The sequence below is a fragment of the Vibrio sp. 1402 genome (assembly GCF_033340275.1).
Map to the genome: position 1 here is coordinate 334,350 of NZ_JAWOWE010000002.1, position 23,900 is coordinate 358,249.

General features: G+C 43.5%; 22 protein-coding genes. 15 read left to right on the forward strand and 7 right to left on the reverse strand.

Annotated elements, in window-relative coordinates; genetic code table 11:
* Position 1: 1 nt before the first annotated feature.
* Positions 2 to 1,252 carry an imidazolonepropionase gene (hutI, locus tag R7044_RS04940; RefSeq protein WP_017821817.1) on the reverse strand — a complete coding sequence of 417 codons (1,251 nt, stop codon included), beginning with the start codon at positions 1,250 to 1,252 and terminating at the stop codon, positions 2 to 4.
* Between the two features lie 129 nt (positions 1,253 to 1,381).
* Positions 1,382 to 2,089 carry a histidine utilization repressor gene (gene hutC / locus R7044_RS04945; RefSeq protein WP_115385887.1) on the reverse strand — a complete coding sequence of 236 codons (708 nt, stop codon included), beginning with the start codon at positions 2,087 to 2,089 and terminating at the stop codon, positions 1,382 to 1,384.
* Between the two features lie 248 nt (positions 2,090 to 2,337).
* Here hutC and R7044_RS04950 point away from each other — a divergent pair, with 248 nt between their 5' ends.
* Positions 2,338 to 3,081 (forward strand): sporulation protein, encoded by a 744-nt coding sequence (locus R7044_RS04950; RefSeq protein ID WP_017821818.1) that lies wholly within the window; start codon positions 2,338 to 2,340, stop codon positions 3,079 to 3,081.
* Between the two features lie 6 nt (positions 3,082 to 3,087).
* On the opposite strand, the gene R7044_RS04955 is transcribed toward R7044_RS04950, so the two are convergent.
* Positions 3,088 to 4,065: a DUF3187 family protein gene (locus R7044_RS04955; RefSeq protein WP_225455388.1), complete on the reverse strand. Its 978-nt coding sequence runs from the start codon at positions 4,063 to 4,065 to the stop codon at positions 3,088 to 3,090.
* Between the two features lie 403 nt (positions 4,066 to 4,468).
* Here R7044_RS04955 and thrS point away from each other — a divergent pair, with 403 nt between their 5' ends.
* From thrS to R7044_RS04985, 6 genes are all read left to right on the forward strand, one after another.
* Positions 4,469 to 6,397 carry a threonine--tRNA ligase gene (thrS, locus tag R7044_RS04960; RefSeq protein WP_005395892.1) on the forward strand — a complete coding sequence of 643 codons (1,929 nt, stop codon included), beginning with the start codon at positions 4,469 to 4,471 and terminating at the stop codon, positions 6,395 to 6,397.
* A gap of 3 nt (positions 6,398 to 6,400) precedes the next feature.
* The gene (infC, locus tag R7044_RS04965) at positions 6,401 to 6,952 is read left to right on the forward strand and encodes a translation initiation factor IF-3 (protein WP_080276913.1); all 552 of its coding nucleotides are present in this window, start codon (positions 6,401 to 6,403) and stop codon (positions 6,950 to 6,952) included.
* A 120-nt stretch (positions 6,953 to 7,072) separates the two neighbouring features.
* Entirely contained in the window at positions 7,073 to 7,267 is a 195-nt protein-coding gene (gene rpmI / locus R7044_RS04970) for a 50S ribosomal protein L35 (RefSeq protein ID WP_005377932.1), read from the forward strand.
* 40 nt (positions 7,268 to 7,307) lie between these two features.
* Positions 7,308 to 7,661: a 50S ribosomal protein L20 gene (gene rplT / locus R7044_RS04975; protein ID WP_004727974.1), complete on the forward strand. Its 354-nt coding sequence runs from the start codon at positions 7,308 to 7,310 to the stop codon at positions 7,659 to 7,661.
* Between the two features lie 189 nt (positions 7,662 to 7,850).
* Positions 7,851 to 8,168 carry a heavy metal-binding domain-containing protein gene (locus R7044_RS04980; protein WP_005377919.1) on the forward strand — a complete coding sequence of 106 codons (318 nt, stop codon included), beginning with the start codon at positions 7,851 to 7,853 and terminating at the stop codon, positions 8,166 to 8,168.
* 366 nt (positions 8,169 to 8,534) lie between these two features.
* Complete coding sequence (locus R7044_RS04985; RefSeq protein ID WP_005385480.1) at positions 8,535 to 9,344, forward strand: helix-turn-helix domain-containing protein; 810 nt, start codon at positions 8,535 to 8,537, stop codon at positions 9,342 to 9,344.
* Here R7044_RS04985 and R7044_RS04990 read toward each other — a convergent pair.
* Positions 9,337 to 9,522: a hypothetical protein gene (locus tag R7044_RS04990; protein ID WP_031780965.1), complete on the reverse strand. Its 186-nt coding sequence runs from the start codon at positions 9,520 to 9,522 to the stop codon at positions 9,337 to 9,339. The two genes, R7044_RS04985 and R7044_RS04990, sit on opposite strands and share 8 nt — an antisense overlap.
* 270 nt (positions 9,523 to 9,792) lie before the next feature.
* Here R7044_RS04990 and R7044_RS04995 point away from each other — a divergent pair, with 270 nt between their 5' ends.
* The 6 genes from R7044_RS04995 (at position 9,793) to pheT (ending at position 18,804) form a co-directional block, all read left to right on the forward strand.
* A complete protein-coding gene (locus R7044_RS04995) occupies positions 9,793 to 10,581 on the forward strand; it encodes a TetR/AcrR family transcriptional regulator (protein WP_005377913.1) in 789 nt (262 codons plus the stop codon).
* 249 nt (positions 10,582 to 10,830) lie between these two features.
* Positions 10,831 to 13,209 (forward strand): efflux RND transporter permease subunit, encoded by a 2,379-nt coding sequence (locus R7044_RS05000; RefSeq protein ID WP_225455389.1) that lies wholly within the window; start codon positions 10,831 to 10,833, stop codon positions 13,207 to 13,209.
* A gap of 18 nt (positions 13,210 to 13,227) precedes the next feature.
* Positions 13,228 to 14,019 (forward strand): outer membrane lipoprotein-sorting protein, encoded by a 792-nt coding sequence (locus R7044_RS05005; protein ID WP_005377908.1) that lies wholly within the window; start codon positions 13,228 to 13,230, stop codon positions 14,017 to 14,019.
* A 10-nt stretch (positions 14,020 to 14,029) separates the two neighbouring features.
* Positions 14,030 to 15,205 (forward strand): hypothetical protein, encoded by a 1,176-nt coding sequence (locus R7044_RS05010; RefSeq protein ID WP_005377906.1) that lies wholly within the window; start codon positions 14,030 to 14,032, stop codon positions 15,203 to 15,205.
* Positions 15,206 to 15,396: 191 nt separating this feature from the next.
* A complete protein-coding gene (pheS, locus tag R7044_RS05015; RefSeq protein ID WP_005377904.1) occupies positions 15,397 to 16,380 on the forward strand; it encodes a phenylalanine--tRNA ligase subunit alpha in 984 nt (327 codons plus the stop codon).
* A gap of 18 nt (positions 16,381 to 16,398) precedes the next feature.
* Positions 16,399 to 18,804, forward strand: coding sequence for a phenylalanine--tRNA ligase subunit beta (pheT, locus tag R7044_RS05020; RefSeq protein ID WP_225455390.1), 2,406 nt, complete (start codon positions 16,399 to 16,401; stop codon positions 18,802 to 18,804).
* Positions 18,805 to 19,017: 213 nt separating this feature from the next.
* On the opposite strand, the gene R7044_RS05025 is transcribed toward pheT, so the two are convergent.
* Positions 19,018 to 19,899 (reverse strand): AEC family transporter, encoded by an 882-nt coding sequence (locus R7044_RS05025; RefSeq protein ID WP_005377901.1) that lies wholly within the window; start codon positions 19,897 to 19,899, stop codon positions 19,018 to 19,020.
* 534 nt (positions 19,900 to 20,433) lie between these two features.
* On the opposite strand from R7044_RS05025, the gene ihfA reads away from it, so the two are divergent.
* Complete coding sequence (gene ihfA, locus R7044_RS05030; protein WP_005377899.1) at positions 20,434 to 20,730, forward strand: integration host factor subunit alpha; 297 nt, start codon at positions 20,434 to 20,436, stop codon at positions 20,728 to 20,730.
* A gap of 121 nt (positions 20,731 to 20,851) precedes the next feature.
* On the opposite strand, the gene R7044_RS05035 is transcribed toward ihfA, so the two are convergent.
* A complete protein-coding gene (locus R7044_RS05035; protein WP_017821825.1) occupies positions 20,852 to 21,631 on the reverse strand; it encodes a phosphoribosylglycinamide formyltransferase in 780 nt (259 codons plus the stop codon).
* Positions 21,632 to 21,946: 315 nt separating this feature from the next.
* Between R7044_RS05035 and R7044_RS05040 the strand changes: the two genes are divergently transcribed.
* Positions 21,947 to 22,597, forward strand: coding sequence for a thiopurine S-methyltransferase (locus R7044_RS05040; RefSeq protein WP_021707633.1), 651 nt, complete (start codon positions 21,947 to 21,949; stop codon positions 22,595 to 22,597).
* A 72-nt stretch (positions 22,598 to 22,669) separates the two neighbouring features.
* Here R7044_RS05040 and purT read toward each other — a convergent pair whose 3' ends face one another.
* The gene (gene purT, locus R7044_RS05045) at positions 22,670 to 23,845 is read right to left on the reverse strand and encodes a formate-dependent phosphoribosylglycinamide formyltransferase (RefSeq protein WP_025766819.1); all 1,176 of its coding nucleotides are present in this window, start codon (positions 23,843 to 23,845) and stop codon (positions 22,670 to 22,672) included.
* Positions 23,846 to 23,900 lie beyond the last annotated feature (55 nt).

The following is a 23,900-nucleotide window of genomic DNA, read 5'->3' on the forward strand; positions in this document are numbered from 1 at the left end:
ATTATTGGCCTCCGTGTGAAATGTATTCACCATTCACTATACGACCTACCAGACGTTTTGCTCCGACTTGATAGCTTAAATCCGCAGGGCTTTCGATATCCCATATAGAGAAGTCCGCATCAAACCCTACTTTGATTTCGCCACGTGAGTTTTGATAACCCAGAGCTTTGGCTGCATGTTGCGTTACACCACGCAGTGCTTCTTGCGGTGTAAGGCGAAATAGCGTGCACGCCATATTCAGCATGAGTGTGAGATCAGAAAATGGTGATGTACCTGGGTTGACGTCCGTAGCAATTGCCATCGGCACGTTATGCTCTCTCAACAACTCAATCGGTGGTAACTGAGTTTCTCTTAGAAAATAAAAAGCGCCAGGCAATAGAGTGGCGACGGTGTTTGATCGAGCAAGTGCTTTAACACCTTGCTCATCTAAAAACTCGATGTGATCCGCTGACAGACCTTTGTATTGCGCAGTGAGGGCTGTACCACCGAGATTAGAAAGTTGCTCAGTATGCCCTTTAACCTTTAAGCCGTGGCGTTTTGCAGCTACAAACACTTTTTCTGTTTGTTCAAGATTGAAACCAATCGATTCACAAAAAACATCGACACTCGTAGCTAATTCTTCCTTTGCGACAACAGGGATTATGTCCTGACAAATGTGCTCAATATAATCATCTGCACGACCTTGGAACTCTGGCGGAATGGCGTGAGCGGCGAGAAGTGTAGTCGTGATTTTAACTTTGCGCTCTTGCTCCAGCATTTTGGCGGCACGGAGCATTTTTATTTCATCATTCAGTGTCAATCCATAGCCAGATTTCACCTCGACAGAAGTGACGCCACTCGCGAGTAACCCATCTAAACGTGGTAACGCTAACTCAACTAATTGCGCTTCGGTTGCTGAACGCGTCGCATGCACCGTTGAAAGTATCCCACCGCCTTGTTTGGAAATTTCTTGATATGGCACGCCGTTTAAGCGCATTTCAAATTCGTTGGCACGATTGCCCGCGTAAACAAGATGAGTGTGGCAGTCGATCAAACCTGGCAGAACTAACTTGCCTTGAAGGTCGATACTCTGAGCGTAATGTTGGGCAGACAGCAGAGACTCGGTTTGCGGTGCGTCTTCACCAATGGCACAAGTACTGATCGCAACGATTTTTCCAGATTTAATACCAATGCGCGCTGGAGGCGTTGGAAGGTATCCGCATTCTCCCGATTGCATGGTAACTAGACGTGCGTTTTCAATCAGCAAATCCATGTTTGTGTCCCTGTGTTTATTTGTATCATTAAATGTATATACAAATAAATAGAGCAAAATAAGAACACTGACAAGATTGATGTTGCTAAAATGTGATCAAAACGTAGATCTAGAGGACAAATCTTGTCCTTAAATGAGCACTTTTGAGCTCAGCTTATATTTGCTACCAGGGTGATAAAGTAGGGCGGTACTGACTAATTTATCTTGGCTCCACGTTCTGCGATTCAAGAGAAGGCAAGGTTCATTGGCTTGCATTTTTAAGTCTTGCTTAATACGGCTTTCAGGCACAATTGCCTCTACAGTATGTTCTATCGCGCTGAGTGGGCAATTATTTGACAGGTATTGATTTGGAGTGATTTGTGTGAAGTCTTGATTTAAATAACTCGGAGCATATTGGCTATTCACCCAGCGGAGCTCCAATTGAATCGGCGTTTGGTCTTCATAGTGAATAATTTCACTGTAAAACACTGTCGTGCCTAGCATAACGCCGAGTTTTGTCGCAATGTTGTCATCTGCTTTTATGGCAATCTGTTTGAGCACTTTACTGCCATACTTTCGCCCTCTATCGCTGACTTCTTCGGCAATGTTTCGAATGTCTAGCAGGGGAGATTCTGACTTTTCACCAGGATCACACACGAACGTGCCTAAGCGTGGGCGACGTTGTAATCGGCCCTCATTAACTAAATCCCGAATTGCTTTGTTCACTGTCATTCTACTGACACCAAATTGCTCGGTAAGCTCAATCTCGGTGGCGATGCGATGACCAACTACCCACTCTCCAGCCTCAATTTTATCCAGGATAAATTGTTTAATTTGAATGTAGAGTGGTGCAGACATAATCATTTTCCTTTATTTGACTATACAAATACTGCTTAATTTAGGTACAAATTGCAAACATTTCTCGACGAATGTGCAGCTTAGTGACCGAACAATCCTATTGCAGGGCTGAATGACTCTTGCTGCTGAGCATTATTTGGATTGATGATTGAATTCAAACATTTTCTTGTGGTCTATTGCTTGCACAGCAGAAAACAATTGTGTAAACAAACGATCATTAGAAGAAAAGTCGCTAAAAAAGGAAAAATATGTTTAAAAAATTGAAAGCATCACTGGGGATCGGCTCTGCAAAAGTAGATACCATTTTGGACGAAATGAGCGTGTTTCAAGGAGCGACGCTGAAAGGGCATGTTCATATCAAAGGCGGAGACGTCGAACAACAAATTGATGCTATTACGATTAAATTGAACACGGAAATGAAAGTCGAAGTGGATGATAGCGTAAGTTACCAAACCTTCACTATTGATCAATTGAAAGCAGTTGACCCTTTTGTGATTCAACCTAATGAAGAAAAGCAGGTTCCGTTTGAGCTAAAACTGCATGATGAAACGCCAATTACTGCGGTTAGCGCACTTAAGAATCAATGTCATGTTTGGGTCGAGACGACGTTAGATATTGATTTTGCGATTGACCCGCGTGACCGTGACTATATTGAAGTGAAACCACTACCAGTAGCATCTCGGGTTATTCAAGCGATCGAGCAAGCTGGCTTCACTATGGTTAAAGCCGATGTTGAAAAAGGCTTTTTGCGCGGTGGCTCGTTTGCCTCTCGCTCTGGTATTTATCAAGAGCTAGAGTTCCGTAACAGCGGCTTTATCTCATCAAAAGAAATTGAGCTCTCTTTTATTCTGGAAGGGCAGGTCATGCATTGTTTGGCAGAGATTGACCGTTCGCTCAGCTTGGCTGGTGACCAATATCGCTCGTTTACGTTGCCGATCAATGCAACCGATGCTCAAGTCGCTGCCGCAGTTGCACCAACGCTAAATCTATAGCTCTCATCAACTTGATGAAAATATGTACCGATATCCTATTGTGAAAGCGATATCGGTACTGTTATCCATGTTTCTTGCGTTCTCTACGGCTAAAAACTCAAGCGCTGAATTTTCCATTAGATATCGATAGCCCAATACCAGTTCATTAGAGGCATCAGCAAACTCTGTGGGCCCTTCTGTTGAGCCTTGATACCAATGATATTCCAACATCAGGTGATGGTTATCTTCTAAGGCATAACGGTACCCACCCGCAATGGCAATCGTATTATGTCGATAGGGCAGATCGAGCAAGGCACGGTCATCCGAGCGAAAAGTCATGCCAATCATCGAATAAAATGCATGAGCATCACTTAAGTAGCTGTAGTTTAATTGGAAGCCTTGCTCGAAACTGCTACCTTGAAAAGTACCCTGAGCCACATCGTTAAAATACAAACTGCCGCCAATCGATAGGCCGTGATGTTCATTTTGGAACACTTGATACTGTAAGTAAGTAGATAGGTTATTGGCCAGTGTTTGTCCTTCGAAATCATCTTCAAGCACATCATATTGCGGCATTGAAATGTAAAAACGATCTCTGTCTACTTTATCCCGCCCATTTTGTCCGATACCGAAAAGTTTATGGAAGCTTTTCGTCAGTCCATCTAAATGGTTGTCAGCGGCAAAGACCCATCGATAGTTGAGCTCCCACTGCCAACGGTTGCTGACTTGCCATTTGCTGCCTAATTCGATTTGATTGTGGTAATAATCCAGTGCGTATTCATCAGTATGAGCCCAAACACTTGCCACGGTTCCCGAACCATAAGCTTCGACAAAACCATAGGGCAGACTATGTCCTGAACGCAGTACGTTGGTGTGACTAACCACTTGCATTGGGGATTGTGCGTAAGAACGCAGCGGGCCATATAAGTCATTTGATGCGAAGGCTTGCAAAGAACATATCGAGGTGCTTAGAAGCACCATAAAGTGCGATTTGAAATAGACCATGATGAATACCTACATACAAACTACTCTATAAAACAACTATATACCTAAATCGCACGTTGAGCACTCGCCCAGCGTGTTAGGCTTTGTATCGGTTCACACGTAATAGGCGATATTGTAATTTGTTGTGTAAGTTCATTGAGGGGCAATTCCATTCACCAGCTATGCGGTCTCTTAAAAAAGCATGATCAGTTTGTCGTGACGGGTCTGCGGTTAAGTTCTTATGACCAAACAAAATCGCGCTTTGCATTCTAAATGTGAGCTAGGTACAATCCCATTTTCGATAACGGTCCGGTATTCGTGTTACCGAGAGGCCTTTATTGACTCTCAACTATTTTCAACAAATAGCTTCTAATTTGAATAACATGTGTTGCTTGGTGTGCAACACCACTGTAAAGGACATAGCATGCCTATTATTACTCTTCCTGACGGCAGTCAGCGTCAATTTGACAACCCAGTATCTACTATGGAAGTTGCGCAATCGATCGGTCCCGGTCTTGCCAAAGCAACTATAGCTGGTCGTGTAAACGGTAACCGCGTTGATGCGTGTGACCTAATTGAAGAAGACGCAAGCCTTGAAATCATCACAGTTAAAGATGAAGTAGACGGTCTAGAAATCGTTCGTCACTCTTGTGCTCACCTTCTTGGTCACGCTCTTAAGCAGCTTTACCCTCAAGCTAAAATGGCGATCGGTCCAACCATCGACAATGGCTTCTACTACGATATCGACCTAGACGAATCTCTAACGCAAGAAGATCTTGAAAAGATTGAAAAGCGTATGAAAGAGCTAGCGAAAACCAAGTACGAAGTGGTTAAGAAAAAAGTAAGCTGGCAGGAAGCGCGTGATACGTTTGAATCACGTGGCGAACCATACAAAGTGGAAATCCTAGACGAAAACGTATCTCGTGATGATCGTCCAGGCCTTTACCACCATGAAGAATACATCGACATGTGTCGTGGTCCTCACGTTCCTAACATGAGCTTCTGTCAACACTTCACTTTGCTGAATGTTGCAGGTGCTTACTGGCGTGGTAACAGCGACAACAAAATGCTTCAACGTATCTACGGTACGGCTTTCCACGACAAGAAAGCACTGAAAGCGCACCTAACTCGCCTAGAAGAAGCGGCAAAGCGTGATCACCGTAAGATTGGTAAGCAACTAGACCTATTCCACATGCAGCAAGAAGCACCGGGTATGGTGTTCTGGCATCACAATGGTTGGTCTATCTTCCGTGATCTAGAAGTATTCATCCGCGCTAAGCTAGATGAGTACGGTTACCAAGAAGTGAAAGGTCCACTTATGATGGACCGTGTTCTTTGGGAACGCTCTGGGCACTGGGACAAATACGCTGATGCAATGTTCACAACTTCTTCTGAGAACCGTGAATACGCGATTAAGCCAATGAACTGTCCAGGTCACGTACAGATCTTCAACCAAGGTCTAAAATCGTACCGCGACCTACCGCTACGTATGGCTGAGTTTGGCTCATGTCACCGTAACGAACCATCTGGTGCACTACACGGTATTATGCGTGTACGTGGCTTTACTCAGGATGACGCTCACATTTTCTGTACTGAGAGCCAAATTCAAGAAGAAGTAACAAACTGTATCAAGATGGTGTACGATACGTACCAAACATTTGGTTTTGACAACATCGTAGTGAAACTGTCTACTCGTCCAGAGAAACGTGTAGGTTCAGATGAAATCTGGGATCAATCTGAAGAAGCATTGAAGCAGTCTCTTGAATCGATGGATATCCCATACGAAATTCAAGAAGGCGAGGGTGCGTTCTACGGTCCTAAGATTGAATTCACACTATACGATTGTCTAGACCGTGCGTGGCAGTGTGGTACTGTCCAGCTAGACTTCAACCTACCAGGTCGCTTAGGTGCAACTTATGTAGGTGAAAACAATGAACGTCTTGTACCGGTAATGATTCACCGTGCGATTCTAGGTTCACTAGAGCGCTTCATCGGTATCCTTATCGAAGAATATGCTGGTTTCTTCCCAACTTGGTTGGCGCCAGAACAAGCAGTTCTTATGAACATTACTGATAAACAGTCAGGTTATGTTCAAGAAATAGTACAAAAACTACAAAAAAGTGGAATTAGAGCTAAAGCGGACTTGAGAAATGAGAAGATTGGCTTTAAAATCCGCGAACATACTTTGAAGCGTGTACCGTATATGCTTGTTGTTGGTGACCAAGAAATGGAAGCTGGCGAAATTGCAGTGCGTACTCGTAAAGGTAAAGATCTTGGTAAATTTAAAGTGGATGATTTTATTGCATACATCCAAGACGAGATCTCTAGCCGTAAGCTCAATCTGGAGGAATAAGCTATTAAAGGCGGAAGACGTGGCCAACAGCCGGTAAAACAAAACCCGCACCGTATCAACGGTGAAATTCGTGGTATTCGTGAAGTTCGACTAACAGGCGCTGACGGTGAATCAGTTGGTGTTGTATCGATTCAAGAAGCCATTGCAGCTGCTGAAGAAGCTGGTATGGATCTCGTTGAGATCAGTCCTAACGCCGAGCCACCTGTTTGTCGTGTGATGGACTATGGTAAGTTCCTCTTCGAGAAGAGCAAAACTGCTAAAGAGCAGAAGAAGAAGCAAAAGCAGGTCCAGATCAAGGAAGTAAAATTCCGTCCTGGAACTGATATTGGAGACTATCAGGTAAAACTACGCAACCTGACGCGTTTCCTTGAAGAAGGCAACAAAGTGAAAGTAACAATTCGCTTCCGTGGCCGAGAGATGGCACACCAAGACATCGGTGTTGACGTTCTAAATCGTCTTAAGGAAGATACTGCAGAAATTGCTGTAGTTGAATCTTTCCCTAAGAAGATTGAAGGTCGCCAGATGATCATGGTGCTAGCCCCTAAAAAGAAGTAATTAACGGCTCATCAAGTAATTAAAACCTAGCCGCTTTCCTTTATATAAAGGCATATGGCTGGGTTTTGTTCGCCCTAATTACGTTGTTTATTAAACCTACTCAATGCGGAGTTATTCATCATGCCTAAGATGAAAACCAACAAAGGTGCTGCTAAGCGTTTTAAGAAAACTGCTGGTGGTATTAAGTACAAGCACGCTACAAAACGTCACATCCTGACTAAGCGTACTACTAAGAACAAGCGTCAACTACGTCCGAATGCAATCCTTCCAAAATGTGAAGTGGCTGCAGTAATCCGTATGTTGCCATACGCTTAATTCTTTTTAGTTATCAATCGTTTAGTTTAGGAGAAGCATAATGCCTCGCGTAAAACGTGGTGTACAAGCTCGTGCACGTCATAAGAAAGTTCTAAAACAAGCTAAAGGTTACTACGGTGCGCGTTCACGCGTTTACCGCGTAGCTTTCCAAGCAGTTACTAAAGCTGGTCAATACGCTTACCGTGACCGTCGCGCTAAGAAACGTCAATTCCGTCAACTATGGATTGCACGTATCAATGCGGCATCTCGTCAAAATGGTCTATCTTACAGCCGTTTCATCAACGGTCTTAAGAAAGCATCTATCGAGATCGACCGTAAGATCCTTGCGGACATCGCAGTATTCGACAAAGCTGCATTTGCAGTTCTAGTTGAAAAAGCGAAAGCTGCTCTTTAATTAGCAGTTTAGGATTAAGAGAAGGAGAGCATTAGCTCTCCTTTTTTATTGCTAAAATTTATACCCAAATGACTTTTAGCTTGGCTATTTAGAGTATTGTTTATCAGTCTTCTCAATTTATTGGTTAGCATCTTATGTTAGTTATAAGGTAGCTTGGGTATAAATTTTTACGTTTATAAGGGATTAAAAATGATCTACACAACGACCGAAAGCATTCCTGGCAAGCAGATCTCTGAAATCAGAGGGGTTGTAACTGGTAATGTTGTTCAATCAAAGCATATTGGCCGTGACCTCATGGCGGGTATCAAGAGCATTGTTGGCGGCGAAATTCGTGGTTACACGGAAATGATGACCGACGCGCGTGATATTGCTATACAGCGCATGGTGGCGGACGCTGAATCTAAAGGTGCCGATGCAATTGTAGGGATTCGATTTACCACAAGCTCAATCGTAGATGGTTCTTCGGAAATTTTGGCATTTGGTACTGCAGTGAAACTAGCGGACTAGTCTACTTGAATAGCATTGCAAAAATGCTAATAGAGAGCGGTGAATTATTATGCATTTACCGTTCTGTTCCTTTTAGGTTAATTATTCTAGATTTTTGTAGAGAGAATAGGTTTATATTCTCAACTTTACGTTACTATTAAAATTAATCACGATGATTTAGAGTAATTGCTTCACTTTTATTTTGCATATTATTTTATATCTATAATGAAATTGAATTCATATTGAATTTTTCATTTGTTGTGTGAATTCTCTTTTCAGTATATTAATTCATGTTTTTCTTATAAAAATATGAACTTATACCTTGCCAAGCGGTTCTAAATTGTTACAAATACTATACAGCTGTAACATTGCCAAAAGGAATTGTAGATGAGAGATCTGACTCCCGAATACTTGCTAGCCGCATTACGCCAAGCGATTAAAACAAAAGGGCTAACATATCGAGAGCTATCTGAGAAAATGGGTATGCCACTATCTACCTTTAAGAGACATCTTACAAGCACGAATCTCGCTTTAGATAAGTTGCTGGAATATTGTAGAGCGGTTGATTGCACGTTAGATGAACTACAAAAGCTCGCAAATCAATTGCAAGGTGAAGACGAGGATTACTTTAGTCGTACGCAGGATGAGGTATTCTTTCAATTCCCTCACCTTTACGACTTTTATCGTGAATTGAGAATGCTTCGAGGTAAAGACGGTTATTCTATTTTAAAGAAAAAGTATGACTTGTCTGAGCAGAGCATGTCTGATTACTTAAAAGCATTAGAGTTGTTGGATCTCGTTTACGTTGATGAAGATAAAAATATAACGCTGCACGGGCCTTTATATTATAGCTATGCAGAGAACTCCAAGCTCAACGACAAATATACCGAAATCATAAAAGAGCAGACGACTACCCACGATAAGTGTGTTCGCGTTGCTTTGGCGCGTATGAAAATTACTGAAGAACAGCTTTTGTTACTGGAAGATCAAGTTGCAAAGACCGTCATTGATTTTCATTCCAAAAATGTTGTAGCAGAGAACTTTAATGTCTCTGATTTTACTAATATTGTTCTACTTGCTGGGCCACATCAGCCAGTCACATTCTCTGACGGCATTATTGAGACAGAGGGGCGATTTATTGATGATATTCGTTATGCCATCGCAGCTGCAGGTGATAAGCCAAGCCTATCTATATAGATTTTGAGCCTTTTTTGAAGAGAGTTTCTGAAAGGGCGTTGCAAAAGAAAAAGCCTAAGACAGCAAATACTTTGTAAGTAGGGCATTCAGCGGTGTTTGCTCTTAATTCAGACTTAAAGTGTGTTGGGCTTATTTCGAATAATACCTGTTCAGCATCTACTTTCGTTATTTTTAACATGCTGATTTCCTTCGTTGTTCCTCCCAAAGCCTCTCTCGCTTCCTCTACAAAGAAACCATTCTCGTTGAACCAAGCATCCTGTAGCTACTTGGGTATGCATAATTGGTAGCTATTTATCTTCTAATTATAAATTCATACTTGAAATGTTTGTTTTTTGATCTATTATGACGAAGTGTCATTTATGACGGTTCGTCAACTTTAGTTGCGTTCCTGTATTAAAGAATCGTGTTACAATTATTGGGAGTGTGTTGGTATACGGATCAAAGGATTATGTTTAACTTTCGCTGTAAAAAATATAGCAAGCAAGACGGATGTCGTGTGTCTTCAGGGCTAACAAAAAAGCAACAGGCGATTGCTGATCGTGAGATAGAGCTTATTCAATTGGCTAAGTCTTTAGTTCAAGAGCAAGGCTTTGCCAACTTAACGATGGACAAGCTTACAGCGTCAAGCCCTTATTCTAAAGGGACGATCTACAATCATTTTTGCAGCAAAGAAGATGTGATTCTTGCGCTTTGTATTCATTCGCTGAAAAGCGAAGCAATATTTTTCGAACGTACCGCCAAATTTAATGGCAATACCAGAGAAAAAATCATTGCGATGCATGTAGGTTATCGTATTTACGCTCGTATGGAGCCAGTACTATCAACTTGTGCGATTGTTGCAAAGACGCCTTGGGTTTTAGAGAAGGCTTCGCCTAAACGTGTGAATGAACTGAATAACTTGGAAGAACAAGTAATAGATGGTGCTGATGCGCTGGTGAACAATGCGGTAGAATGTGGTGATCTTAAGTTTTCTCCCGCAATTGGTTCTGATGCTATTGTATTCGCCAACTGGTCTATTGCATTCGGTTCAAACGCTTTGGCGCAAAATGCATCGAACAGTCGATGTATTCAGCGAATTCAAGACCCATTCTCAGTACTGCACAACGCGAATATGTTACTTGATGGTTTAGGTTGGTCGCCTTTATCTACAGAATGGGACTACCGTAAAACCTGGCGTCGAGTGGAGCAGGAGTTATTTAGTGAAGAGCTTGCTTATTTAGAGTCAGTGAATCGCTAATAAACTGGAAAGGCCAATCTGACGTTATGGTTGGCTTTTTTATCGCACTATTGTGACGAATCGTCATTAAATCTCGAAGGTTGGCGTTCAGCCAATGATCACGAGAAGCATAGGAAGTTACTAAAAACTAACTTATGTAGCCAAATTCATTCGATCTAAAGTTTGCATGTCGAGTTTGTCTGGTTATTTACAGCATTTGCTGTTTTTTTAGTTTTTAAATTTGACGAAACGTCACAAAAGGAGAGTGTGATGCCACATCACAACGTTCAACAATACGCCCGTTCAGGGTGGGGTAAGCTACCAACGAATTACAGTGTATTGGTGATGCTTGCTACCGTTTTATTGATTGTCATAGCAACTATTGGAGGAAAAAATCTTTACTTTAGAGGAGATTACGACATCTTCTTTGATGGAACAAATGAGCAGTTACTTGCGTTTGATGAAATTCAAACCACCTTTGCAAAATCTGACAGTCTTGCTTTGGTTATAGCGCCAAAGAGCGGCACTGTTTTTACTCCTAGCACATTATCTCTTATTCAGCAGATCACTGACGAGGCGTGGCAAGTTCCATACTCGACCCGCGTTGATTCCCTCGCCAACTACCAGCATACCGAAGCGTTTGAAGATGATCTTCTTGTCGAAGATTTACTGTATAGCGAATATGAATTGACACCTCAACGAATAGAGAAAGTCAAAAGTATTGCGTTGAGTGAGCCGGTTTTGAAAAGTTCACTGATTTCTGAAAAAGGAGATGTCACGGTCGTAAACATTACGGTCCAACTCCCTGAAATAGATAAAACTGCTGAAGTACAAGAGGTGGTTGCTTACATAAACGGAATGATTGAGCGTTATCAGCAAGTGTACCCAGACACGGAATTCCACAAGGCTGGTATTATTGCAATGAACTACGCGTTTATGACCGCAGCCCAAGATGATAGCGCAACATTAGTGCCAACTATGTTACTAGTGATATTGGTGTTTCTGACCATCATGTTGCGCTCATTGCTTAGCGTCATCGCGACACTCATCGTTATTATCGGCTCGGTTATGGTTACAATGGGCTTGTCAGGATGGGCTGGTATGTTCTTAAGCACGGCGACCGTTAATGTGCCTACCTTGGTGATGACGCTTGCCGTCGCAGACTGTGTACACATCATCGCGACAATGCGTCAGTCTATGCAAAACGGCTTTAGTAAAGCCCACTCTATTGAGCGAAGTATTGGGCTCAATTTCATGCCTATCTTGATTACCTCCATTACCACCGCGATCGGCTTTTTAATGATGAATATGTCGGATTCTCCAATCCTGAGAGATTTCGGCAACCTATCAGCCCTTGGCGTCATGGTTGCTTGTTTCCTTTCCATCACGTTACTTCCCGCCTTGCTTAATATCCTTCCGGTTACGGTGAAGTCGGATACTTCTGATGAAAGAAAGCACTTTATGGATCATTTAGGAGATTTCGTGGTGTCAAAGCGACATGCGTTATTGCCGTTGTCGGTGCTTGTTATTGTCGCGAGTGCGAGCTTGATTCCGCTGAACAAAGTCAATGATGAATCCGTCGAGTACTTTGGCCATAGCAATGAATTTCGCCGAGCGGCTGATTTTATGGAAGAGCGAATCAGTGGCATGGCGAACATCAGTATCGCGATAAAAACTAACGAATCGCAGGGCATTGCCGATCCTAATTTTCTCAATTCCGTGGGTAAATTTACTGACTGGCTAAGGTTGCAGCCAGAAACGGACCATGTTGCGACCTTGAGCGATGTTTATAAGCGCCTAAACAAGAACATGCATGGAGATGATCAGGCTTATTACTCGCTCCCTCAAGACAGAGAATTAGCGGCTCAATATCTGCTGCTTTATGAAATGTCACTACCGTATGGTTTAGATTTGAACAACCAAATCAATGTAGATAAGTCGTCGATCAAGATGGTTCTCACCGTGGAGAACTTGGGCAGCGTCGAGCTTGTTGATTTGGAAAATCGCATTTACCAATGGTTTAACGAAAACGCGCCTCAATATGATGTTGTTGCGTCTAGTCCTTCATTGATGTTTGCGCATATTGGTGAAACGAATATGGCCAGCATGCTGTCAACCTTGCCCATTACTCTTGTCTTAATCTCTGCATTACTGATCTTTGCCTTGCGTTCGTTCAAGCTTGGCTTAATTAGTCTTGTCCCGAATATTGCTCCTGCGCTTATTGGTTTTGGTATTTGGGCGCTGGTTTCTGGCGAGATTAACTTGGGATTGTCTGTCGTTGTGACATTAACGCTTGGTGTTGTTGTCGATGACGCCGTTCACTTTCTTTCTAAATATCAACACGCTCGTAAAGATGGCCACAGTGCGGAGCAAGCGGTTCGCTACGCCTTTCGCACCGTGGGGCGCGCGCTTTGGATTACGACGGTCGTGCTTGTTGCTGGTTTCTCTGTTCTGGCGATGTCGAGCTTCCGCTTAAATGCCGATATGGGACAGTTGAGTGCCATTGTTATCTTCATTGCTCTTGTTGTGGATTTCATCTTTCTACCGACTCTACTGATGTTGTTTGACAAAGGCGTTTACGACGAGGTAGAGCGCCGAAATAAGCTTAAATCAACTGACTCTCAAACCAAGACTGTTACTCAGTCATAACGAATTAAAGGATTGAACATGAATTTAGTAAAAAATGCCTTAAAAGTATCAGTACTTTCTGTCTCGCTTATTATGAGTCATGCGGTGTTGGCGGATGAAGCCAAAGGACTAGAAATTGCCCAAGAGCGCAAAGCCCGTGATGAAGGGTGGGGGGATTCTGTTGCTACGATGCAAATGATTCTGCGAAACGCGCAAGGAGAAAGCAGCACACGTTTAATGCGCTTACAATCACTTGAAGTTGATGGCGATGGTGACAAAGGGCTCACGATATTTGATGAACCGAGAGATGTAAAAGGCACGGCGTTTCTCAACCATTCTCATACGGTGGGTGCCGATGACCAATGGCTTTACCTTCCTGCACTGAAACGTGTGAAACGTATTTCCTCGCGTAACAAATCAGGTCCTTTTATGGGCAGTGAATTCGCGTATGAGGATCTCAGTTCCTTTGAGATTGAAAAATACCGTTTCAACTACCTAAAAGATGACAGCATAAACGGGCAAGATGTTTTCGTCGTAGAGCAAATTCCGACCGATAAGAACTCAGGTTATACCAAGCAAACGGTGTGGTTAGATAAAGCGCATTATCGTCCACTTAAAGTTGAGTTTTACGACCGCAAAGGCTCTTTGTTAAAAACGCTTTCTTTTTCCGATTACAAGCAATATCTCAACCAATATTGGCGAGCGCACACTATGGCGATGACAAACCATCAAACAGGAAAAAGTACTGAGCTAACGACTAGCGAAATGCGTTTTAACACTGGATTACAAGAAAATGACTTTCATAAGAATGTGTTGAAGCGAGTGAGGTAGTGGAGGAAAAATGAAGCGATTAAATGTTGGGTTGTTGCTTAGTGCAGCAGCCTTTTTTTACTCGATGCCTCTGACTGCCGTCGAGCTCGCAGGACAAGTCAATATTGAGCATCGTCAGTTTTTTAAAACGGGCTCTCAGGGTCAGAGCAAAGCGCAAACGTCATTGGTTTTGCAGCCAGAATTTTACTGGGAGATGCAAAATGGTGATGCAAACTTTACTTTCACACCTTTCTATCGTCTGGATGGTCTAGACGATGAGCGAAGTCATGGTGACATACGAGAGGCACTTTATCTGACTTATTGGGATGATTATGAGCTTCGAGTTGGGATTAGTAAGGTCTTTTGGGGAGTGACTGAATCAGCCCATTTAGTTGATGTAGTAAACCAAACAGATGCCATTGAAGCCGTCGATGGTGAAGATAAACTCGGTCAGCCGATGTTACATTTTACCTCTTTCAAAGACTGGGGCACCGTCCACGCAATGTTGTTACCTTACTTTAGGGAACGAACGTTTGCGGGTACAGATGGCCGCTTGCGAACCGACCCCGTTGTCTCTGATGATGCTATCTATGAATCAAGCAGAGAAGAGAAGCACGTAGATGTGGCTTTTCGATATTCGAAAATGCTTGGCGATTGGGACGTAGGCCTGAGCTATTTATATGGAACAAACCGGGATCCTTACTTTCGTTTTGAGTACGGAGAATTAAAGCCTTACTACGCTCTGATGAGTCATGTCGGTCTGGATGTGCAAGGAATCGTTGGCGATTGGTTATGGAAACTGGAAAGTATTTATCGAGATAGTGCTGATAATCATGTCGGTCTTGTGACGGGCTTTGAGTATACCTTCGTCGGTGCATTTGACACGGTTTGGGATGTGGGGGTTATTGGTGAGTACCTCTATGACAGTCGTGGGAACAACGCACAAACTATCGGTCAAAATGATGTGTTTGCAGGTATTCGTTGGGCGCTCAATGATGAGGACGGAACGGAAGTATTGACGGGAATTACGAAGGATTTAGATAACGATGATGTTTACAATGCTAAGTTAGAAGCATCGAGCCGAATATCGAATCACGTTAAGTGGCAAATTGATGCTTGGTTGTTTAAAAATGAAACACCAAATGATTTGCTCTACTTCGCTAGAGATGACGATTTTATCGAGCTATCTATTCAATACTATTTCTAAAACAAAAGGGCACAACTAAACGGCAGATTAACTAAAGATGACATTTTTGACGTTTTTGTGCTCTTTTTATTCAATAACCTCTTCTTTTCGTAATTCAATTTGGCATTGGTGCCCGGTTTGGCTACTATGTACAGCTATCAAAAAACCAATCACTCCCTTATGGACACTACCTACAGGTAGATGAGGAAACGATGCAACATCTAGAAGAGATCATTGCTAGCGCGAGCACTGCAATTGAAGCTGCCGAATCGCTAGTCGCACTTGATGAAGTGCGTGTTCAGTATCTGGGTAAAAAAGGTGAGCTAACTGCTCAACTTCAAAGCCTAGGCAAACTACCACCAGAAGAACGCCGTGAAGCTGGTCAAGAGATAAATAAAGCGAAAGGCGTAGTTCAGCAAGCTATCGCAGCTCGTAAAGATGCACTACAACGTGCTGAGCTTGAAGCGAAACTAGCAGCAGAAACAATCGACGTAACACTACCAGGTCGTCGTATTGAAAACGGTGGTTTACACCCAGTAACTCGTACTGTAGAGCGTATTGAGAAGTTCTTTGGCGAACTTGGTTTTAACACCGAGGCTGGCCCAGAGATCGAAGATGCATTCCACAACTTCGATGCGCTAAACATCGCAGCTGATCACCCAGCGCGTACTGACCACGATACTTTCTTCTTCAACCCAGACTTGATGCTTCGTACTCATACGTCAGGCGTACAGATCCGTACGATGGAAAATGGTAAACCACCATTCCGTTTCATCGCACCAGGCCGTGTATACCGTAACGACTACGACCAAACGCACACGCCAATGTTCCACCAAGTGGAAGGCATGCTGGTTGATGAGGACGTAAACTTTGCTCAGCTGAAAGGCATCCTGCACGATTTCCTATGTAACTTCTTCGAAGAAGAAGTAGAAGTACGTTTCCGTCCATCTTACTTCCCATTCACTGAGCCTTCAGCTGAAGTAGACGTGAAAGGCAAAAACGGTAAATGGTTAGAAGTACTAGGCTGCGGTATGGTTCACCCGAACGTGCTACGTAGCGTAGGTATCGATCCTGAAAAATACTCTGGTTTCGCATTCGGTATGGGTGTTGAGCGTCTAACAATGCTTCGTTACGGCGTGAACGACCTACGTGCGTTCTTCGAGAACGATCTTCGTTTCCTAAAACAGTTCAAGTAATCCAGAGGGTTCATCAACATGAAATTCAGCGAATCATGGCTTCGTGAGTGGGTAAACCCTGCGGTTACTACTGACGAGCTAACTCACCAAATTACAATGGCCGGCCTAGAGGTAGACGAGGTTCTTCCTGTTGCTGGTTCTTTTACTGGCGTTAAAGTCGGTCACGTTGTTGAATGTGGCCAACACCCAGATGCAGACAAACTGCGCGTAACTAAAGTTGACGTGGGTGAAGAAGAGCTTCTAGACATTGTTTGTGGCGCACCTAACTGTCGCCAAGGTCTGAAAGTAGCAGTCGCAACAGTTGGTGCTGTTCTTCCAGGTGATTTCAAAATCAAAAAAGCGAAACTACGTGGCCAGCCATCTCACGGCATGCTTTGTTCGTTCACTGAACTAGGTATCGACGTTGAGTCAGACGGCATCATGGAACTAGCAGAAGACGCAGTAATCGGTACTGATTTCCGTGAATTCCTAGGTCTAGACGACGTAACAGTAGACGTAGATCTAACAGCAAACCGCGCTGACTGTTTCAGCATTCGTGGTCTAGCTCGTGAAGTTGGCGTACTAAACCGTGCTGACGTGACTGAGCCATCAGTAGAAGCAGTTGCCCCTTCAATCGACGATAAAGTGTCTATCGAAGTGAAAGCGCCAGCTGCGTGTCCTCGTTACCTAGGTCGTGTTATTAAGAACGTAAACGTTCAAGCTGAAACGCCACTATGGATGCAAGAGAAACTGCGTCGTTGTGGTATTCGCTCTATCGACCCTGTAGTAGACATCACTAACTACGTTCTTCTAGAGCAAGGCCAACCAATGCACGCATTCGATCTAGCGAAGATCGAAGGTGGCATCGTAGTTCGTATGGCAGAGCAAGGTGAGAAGCTAACGCTTCTTGACGGCAACGAAGCAGAACTAAACGCAGATACACTAGTAGTTGCTGACCACAACAAAGCACTTGCAATCGCAGGTATCTTTGGTGGTGAAGAGTCTGGTGTAACAACTGAGACTAACGACGTTCTACTAGAGTGTGCATTCTTTGCACCTGACCACATCCGTGGCCGCGCACGTAGCTACGGTCTTCACACTGATTCTTCAATGCGTTTCGAGCGTGGTGTGGATTACGCACTACAAGTGAGCGCAATGGAGCGTGCAACTCAGCTTCTTGTTGAGATCTGTGGCGGTGAAGTAGCACCTGTTGTTGCAGTAGAGTCTGAAGCAGACCTACCTAAGCCAAACAAAGTTGCTCTACGTCGTACTAAGCTAGACAACCTGCTAGGTCACCACATTGCAGATAGCGACGTAGTAGAAATCCTAGAGCGTCTAGGTTTGACTGTTGAAGCTTCAGAAGAAGGTTGGATGGCAGTAGCGCCAACATGGCGTTTCGATATCGCTATCGAGCAAGACCTGATTGAAGAAGTTGGCCGTATCTACGGTTATGACAACATTCCTAACCAACACCCAGCAGCAGCACTTAAGATGCACAACCACGTTGAAGCGGATCTTCCACTGAAACGCGTTCGTGATCTTCTTGTTGACCGTGGTTACCACGAAGCAATTACATACAGCTTCGTTGAGCCTGAGCAACAAAAGCTAGTTGTACCTGGTGTTGAGCCTCTAGTGCTTCCAAACCCAATTTCTGCAGACATGTCAGCAATGCGTCTTGGTCTTATCCAAGGTCTGCTGAACACGGTTGTTCACAACCAGAAGCGTCAACAGCCACGCGTTCGTCTATTCGAATACGGCCTACGTTTCATCCCATGTGAAACTGCAGAAAACGGCATGCGCCAAGAGCCTATGCTTGCAGGTGTTATTGCTGGTACTCGCGGTGAAGAACATTGGGATATCGAAACTAACACGGTTGATTTCTTCGACCTTAAGGGCGATCTAGAAGCGATTCTAGAGCTATCTGCGAACGAAAAAGCGTACTCTTTCGCTGCACTGTCACCTGAAAGCAAAAAAGCTAACCCAGCACTTCACCCAGGTCAATCTGCGGCAATCATCGTAGATGGCAAAGAAGTGGGCGTGATCGGTACCGTTCACCCTGAGCTTGAGCGTAAGTTCGGTCTAAATGGTCGTACTATCGTATTCGAAATCGAATGGTCTGCAATTAACAGCAAAGTGATCCCAGAAGCGGTAGCACTTTCTAAATTCCCTTCAAACCGTCGTGATATCGCGGTAGTAGTGGATGAAGCTGTTGCATCTGGTGACATTGTTAACGCTTGTCTAGAGCAAGGTGGCGAGTTCCTTAAAGATGCGAAACTGTTCGACGTTTACGTAGGTAAAGGCGTTGAAGATGGTAAGAAGAGCCTAGCAATCGCTCTGACTCTACAGTCACTTGAGCGTACGCTTGAAGATGCAGATATCGCTGGTGCGGTTGACGCTATCGTTGCTCACGTTTCTGAGAAGTTTGGTGCGTCTCTGCGTGACTAATCTCGCGTAACGTATCTTCTTAAGAAATGAAAACCCTGCCAGTTTGGCAGGGTTTTTTATTTTTAGGATTACCTTATCGTTGTTCAAGTTCCTTACTGCTCGCACCACCCCTCATTATTTTAAAATACTAGACCAAACTAGGGATGGCCCTTACCCGAGATTAGGAACGTATTGTTTTTCAGCTAATACACGCTAACGATAGCTTATTGGCGGTTAGGCAGCGAGTGAGAGGGTATAGCTAAGCAGAAGAGGCAGCGTAAGAATGCTGAAAAAGTTGCCAAATAGTACCATTGACGCCACCTTCATGGGTTCTATATTCAGTCTTTCCGCAAATAGGTAATTCATGACGGCTGGCGGCAGCATTGTGAAGAGCACCATCATTTGCAATTGCATCGTTGGAAGGGGAATTAACCAATAAATAAGTGCAAAAGCGACAGCACCAGTTGCCAGTGACTGCACGGTACACAACACACCAATCTTTAAACCGTCCAACCGTAAATGACACATTTGTGCCCCCAGAGATAAAAGCATCACGGGTACGGCCGCTTGCCCAAGTAGAGCAGTGGCTTCGTATAAAGGCGCCCATGCACCCACATTTGACACGTTGAGAAACAGAGCCAGAGACGCTGCTAAAAAGATTGGCATCTTGACTATTTGCTTAAAAGGGTTGCCATGACTAAGCAACATTACGCCTAAGCTGATATGCAAGCATGCTGACACGACAAATAAAAGCACTGCTGACGACAGCGCAATTTCTCCAAACGTATAGGTAAACAAAGGAATAGCTAGATTTCCGCTATTGCGAAACATATGTGGTGGCGCCCAGGTTTTAAACGAGAGTGACGTCCATCGACATACCGGGATCATGAGTAGTGCGGGAATTAAAACCGCGACAATTGCCGCCAAAAGAAGCGGCCCCTGATTTGAATCGAGCGGCATGCTAACGAGTGACGAAAATACCAGTGCTGGCGTAAATACCTCAATATTAATGCGGTTTATTGGGCGAAAGTCAGGCTTGATGTAACGACCGACCAAATAGCCAACTCCGACAAGAGCAAAAACAGGGAAAAGAATATTTATGATTTGATTAATCATGGTCGCCTAGAAGCAGTGTAAGAAGCTAATGAGGAAATACACGAACTTCCACATTATCAATCTTTATATATGGCGTCATCGTTAAACAGCGAGAAGCGTGGGTTTAATCAAGCTTTCTAAGCACAGTTGCAAAGTACAGGTGGTCATACCTTTTAATCTAATTGTTACGTATCGAGTTACATACAAATCACTGAATTTACGACAAGTTCTATGTCAAGTGTCTGTTAAATAACCAATATCTGATATTTTTATTAAATAGTGTTTAATGTTGATATTTAAACTACTTTTAGTTTTATAATCTGGATGTTTTTCCTGATAAAGATGAAACAAAAACAAAAATATCAAATTTCTGGCGTTTAACAATAATTTACGTAGTGCTATTCCTTTTGTTCGCCAAGAAAAAAGTTGGCGAAAATCATAAGCTTGTCATACACTTCCTGATGTAACCCCGATATGTTGTTGAATTGGTAGGGTAAAACTGCTCTGGCGCTACACTAACGTAGCATTGTTTAACATAGCTTTGAGGAAAGTTTTATGGCGCTCACAAAAGCCGAACTGGCAGAAAACCTGTTTGATAAATTAGGATTTAGTAAGCGGGACGCCAAGGAAACGGTGGAAGTGTTCTTTGAAGAGATTCGTAAGGCACTGGAAAGTGGCGAACAGGTAAAACTGTCAGGTTTTGGTAACTTTGATCTTCGTGACAAGAATGAACGACCTGGTCGTAACCCGAAAACTGGTGAAGATATTCCAATTACTGCTCGACGTGTAGTGACTTTTCGCCCGGGTCAGAAGTTAAAAGCTCGTGTAGAAAACCTGAAGAAAGTACAGTAAGCCGAATAAATGGATCACGCTAAGGCGTGGTCTTTTTTTGCGTAAAATTCGTGTGCATACAAATGAAAACCACCGCAATGCGGTGGTTTTTCTGTTTATGAGAGACGCTTAATGATATCGGTTACGCCGCTTCTAGATGCGTTGTTAAGTATGGTTGCCATGCTTGTTGGTACAAGTTCTTAGACTGTGTACGCATGTTGCGAATAGAGGCAAGCTCTATTTCGCTTAGCTCACGTTTTTCCAACATCGCTTGACGTTCTAGTTTCTGGATTTTTTCGTATAGGTCGTGTTCGGGACCGCTTTTTACATCTGCGATTGCTTTCAAGTGCAGTTGAACTTCGGCTACTAGGTTTGTTTTTGGTAAACGAACGAGCAAGTTCAAGTCTCTATATCCTGAAGGGCCAGGTTTTTTGAATCGATTTTTTACTTTCACAATCGTTGTTTCACGCTCTAACGTTTCATAAATGGAGACTAAGCTGGCGACGTCTTCAGCTACAATCGTTGCACGTGCTAGGTCAGTAATACGTTCAACTTTCCCACCTAATTCTAAAGCTATCTTTTCTTCTGCTCGTTGTTTGGATTTTACACCTGCGAAGTATGGCTGAGCGTCATTAAGAAGTGCGGTACTTTTACAGATAGTTTCAAGTTCAAATTGTGCTTGGTGTGCTTTGCTGTAAAGAATGTCGAAGTCAGAATATGGCTGAGTTGGCGTGGTGTCGATTGACTGAATGCCGTATAAACCGCTAAGGCTGTGTTTAAAAAGTTTCGAACAAACTTCGTTTTGGCTGGTTGAACGATTTTGTTCGCCACTAGGTGCAGGGGTAATTGGAAGTGCGGCAAATGCCGGTGCACGGCTAAGTACCAAAAGCATCAATGCTGTAGTACGAAGAAATAAGCTCATTCACTCTCCTTAACTTGCTTGTACTTAGAAAATAGGGAACATAAAGGTCGCTAAGTTCGGCAAATCAGGTACTAACTTATAAATGGGGCCATTACGAAAGATTCCAAGGTTTCAGTTTTATCTTGAAGTAGAATCGTGCGTTAGATCACCATTTCTCTTTTCTTTATTCTGATTATCAGATAAAGGCGCGTCTCCTATGAGACCGATTACATCCTATCACCGCAGTATTAACCAAAGATGAACGGCATAGACAAATTGAAAAAAAACGTTAGTCTTACCTCTCAAAATGAAAACAGCCGACAAGTAGAAAGTAAAATGAGAGACCAAGAATTTTGGCATAACAAATGGGCCAGCAATCAAATCGGATTTCACTTGGAAGATGTAAACCCGCTATTACCAGTATATTGGAAACACACTAATCCAAAGCGTGAAGATAAAGTGTTAGTTCCTTTATGTGGAAAGTCAGAAGACTTGATTTGGCTAGCGATGAAGCATGATTCGGTTGAAGGCGTTGAGCTAAGCCATATTGCTGTGCGTGCCTTTTTTGCTGAACATTTTTACACGCCAACGGTAACGCCTCTTAATGGCATGCACGAGCTTTATCAATTTGATGAGCTCTCTATTTATACTGGGGACTTTTTCACTGCACCAGTATCTCAAGCCGATATCATTTATGATCGCGCCGCGTTGGTTGCTTTACCGCAAGATATGCGAGAGGAGTATGTAGAGCGTCTCAAGCAACTTTTGAACCCAGGCGGTCGTATTTTGCTTGTTACACTCAACTATCCTCAAGAAGAGATGGCGGGGCCTCCATTTAGCGTGCCGGTCGAAGAGATTGAGCAGTTATTTTCAGGTTACAAAGTTACTTGTTTGAACGTAGATGAAGCTGACGAGAATCATCCTAAAATTGCGAAAAAAGGCTTAAGTCGCTTCTCTGAAGAAGTGTACTTAATCGAGAGTGAATAGGCTCTCTTCGGTTTGGAACACGAAATAGCGCAGCAATTTGAGCTGCGCTATTTTTGTATGAGTGGTTCGTATTTAATAAATGATATTCACTTTTGAAGCACTTTCAACAGCATCTTGAACGGCTTCTTCGGTGGTTTTTCGTCGCGTAAGGACAACACCTAAACGGCGGCGACCATCGATTTCTGGCTTACCGAATAGACGAACTTGTGTTTGAGGTTGAGCTAAAGCTTTGCTTAGGTTTTCAAAGCGAATGTTTGTGGAAGTCCCTTGTCCAAGAATAACAGCAGACGCAGATGGGCCATATTGCACAATATTATTAATTGGCATTCCGGTAAACGCGCGCACGTGGAGAGCAAACTCAGACATTTCCTGCGAAATCATTGTAACCATACCCGTATCGTGAGGGCGAGGAGAGACCTCATTGAAAATGACTTTATCGCCTTTGACAAACAGCTCTACACCAAAGATGCCGTAGCCACCGAGCGCGTTTACCACTTTCTCAGCCGTGTATTCAGCTGCTTTTACTGCGTTTTCTGACATAGCTTGCGGTTGCCATGATTCGCGGTAGTCGCCATCTTCCTGACGATGACCAATTGGAGCACAGAAATGCACACCGTCAACGGCTCTGATGGTCAATAAAGTGATTTCGTAATCGAAGTCGATAAAACCTTCCACGATAACGCGACCTGCACCCGTACGTCCGCCTTCCTGAGCGTAATCCCATGCTTTTGTAACGTCGTCTTCGGTCTTGATAACACTTTGCCCTTTACCGGAAGAGCTCATCACTGGCTTCACCACGCACGGAATACCCACATGTTCAACCGCGGCTTTGAAGTCTTCAAAGTTATCTGCAAAACGATAAGGTGAAGTCGTCAATTCCAGTTCTTCTGCTGCCAAACGTCGGATACCTTCACGATTCATTGTTAGCCTGGTTGCCTTAGCGGTTGGAACAACATTCAGTCCTTTCTCTTCAAGCTCTACCAGTTTGCCGGTTGCGATGGCTTCAATTTCTGGTACGACGTAAGTAGGTTGTTCCTTCGTAATAACTTCTTCTAAGGCGTTCCCATCTAACATGTCGATAACATAACTACGGTGAGCGACTTGCATCGCTGGAGCATTGGCATAGCGATCACAAGCAATCACTTCTAAACCAAGTCTCTGGCATTCAATGGCGACTTCTTTACCGAGTTCGCCAGAGCCTAAAAGTAATACACGGGTAGTATTTGCGCTAGTTGCAGTGCCAAACATAGTGTTCCCTTACAAAATAGAGTGATGAGACAGAAATTGCAGGAGATCATACTGA

Coding starts and splice junctions, on each gene's coding strand:
- R7044_RS05005 (WP_005377908.1), top strand. CDS start 13,228: ATGAATTTAGTAAAAAATGCCTTAAAAGTATCAGTACTTTCTGTCTCG.
- pheT (WP_225455390.1), top strand. CDS start 16,399: ATGAAATTCAGCGAATCATGGCTTCGTGAGTGGGTAAACCCTGCGGTT.
- pheS (WP_005377904.1), top strand. CDS start 15,397: ATGCAACATCTAGAAGAGATCATTGCTAGCGCGAGCACTGCAATTGAA.
- ihfA (WP_005377899.1), top strand. CDS start 20,434: ATGGCGCTCACAAAAGCCGAACTGGCAGAAAACCTGTTTGATAAATTA.
- R7044_RS05025 (WP_005377901.1), bottom strand. CDS start 19,899: ATGATTAATCAAATCATAAATATTCTTTTCCCTGTTTTTGCTCTTGTC.
- R7044_RS04955 (WP_225455388.1), bottom strand. CDS start 4,065: ATGGTCTATTTCAAATCGCACTTTATGGTGCTTCTAAGCACCTCGATA.
- R7044_RS05010 (WP_005377906.1), top strand. CDS start 14,030: ATGAAGCGATTAAATGTTGGGTTGTTGCTTAGTGCAGCAGCCTTTTTT.
- R7044_RS04985 (WP_005385480.1), top strand. CDS start 8,535: ATGAGAGATCTGACTCCCGAATACTTGCTAGCCGCATTACGCCAAGCG.
- R7044_RS04980 (WP_005377919.1), top strand. CDS start 7,851: ATGATCTACACAACGACCGAAAGCATTCCTGGCAAGCAGATCTCTGAA.
- rpmI (WP_005377932.1), top strand. CDS start 7,073: ATGCCTAAGATGAAAACCAACAAAGGTGCTGCTAAGCGTTTTAAGAAA.
- R7044_RS04990 (WP_031780965.1), bottom strand. CDS start 9,522: ATGTTAAAAATAACGAAAGTAGATGCTGAACAGGTATTATTCGAAATA.
- rplT (WP_004727974.1), top strand. CDS start 7,308: ATGCCTCGCGTAAAACGTGGTGTACAAGCTCGTGCACGTCATAAGAAA.
- thrS (WP_005395892.1), top strand. CDS start 4,469: ATGCCTATTATTACTCTTCCTGACGGCAGTCAGCGTCAATTTGACAAC.
- hutI (WP_017821817.1), bottom strand. CDS start 1,252: ATGGATTTGCTGATTGAAAACGCACGTCTAGTTACCATGCAATCGGGA.
- R7044_RS04995 (WP_005377913.1), top strand. CDS start 9,793: ATGTTTAACTTTCGCTGTAAAAAATATAGCAAGCAAGACGGATGTCGT.
- R7044_RS04950 (WP_017821818.1), top strand. CDS start 2,338: ATGTTTAAAAAATTGAAAGCATCACTGGGGATCGGCTCTGCAAAAGTA.
- R7044_RS05040 (WP_021707633.1), top strand. CDS start 21,947: ATGAGAGACCAAGAATTTTGGCATAACAAATGGGCCAGCAATCAAATC.
- R7044_RS05035 (WP_017821825.1), bottom strand. CDS start 21,631: ATGAGCTTATTTCTTCGTACTACAGCATTGATGCTTTTGGTACTTAGC.
- R7044_RS05000 (WP_225455389.1), top strand. CDS start 10,831: ATGCCACATCACAACGTTCAACAATACGCCCGTTCAGGGTGGGGTAAG.
- hutC (WP_115385887.1), bottom strand. CDS start 2,089: ATGTCTGCACCACTCTACATTCAAATTAAACAATTTATCCTGGATAAA.
- purT (WP_025766819.1), bottom strand. CDS start 23,845: ATGTTTGGCACTGCAACTAGCGCAAATACTACCCGTGTATTACTTTTA.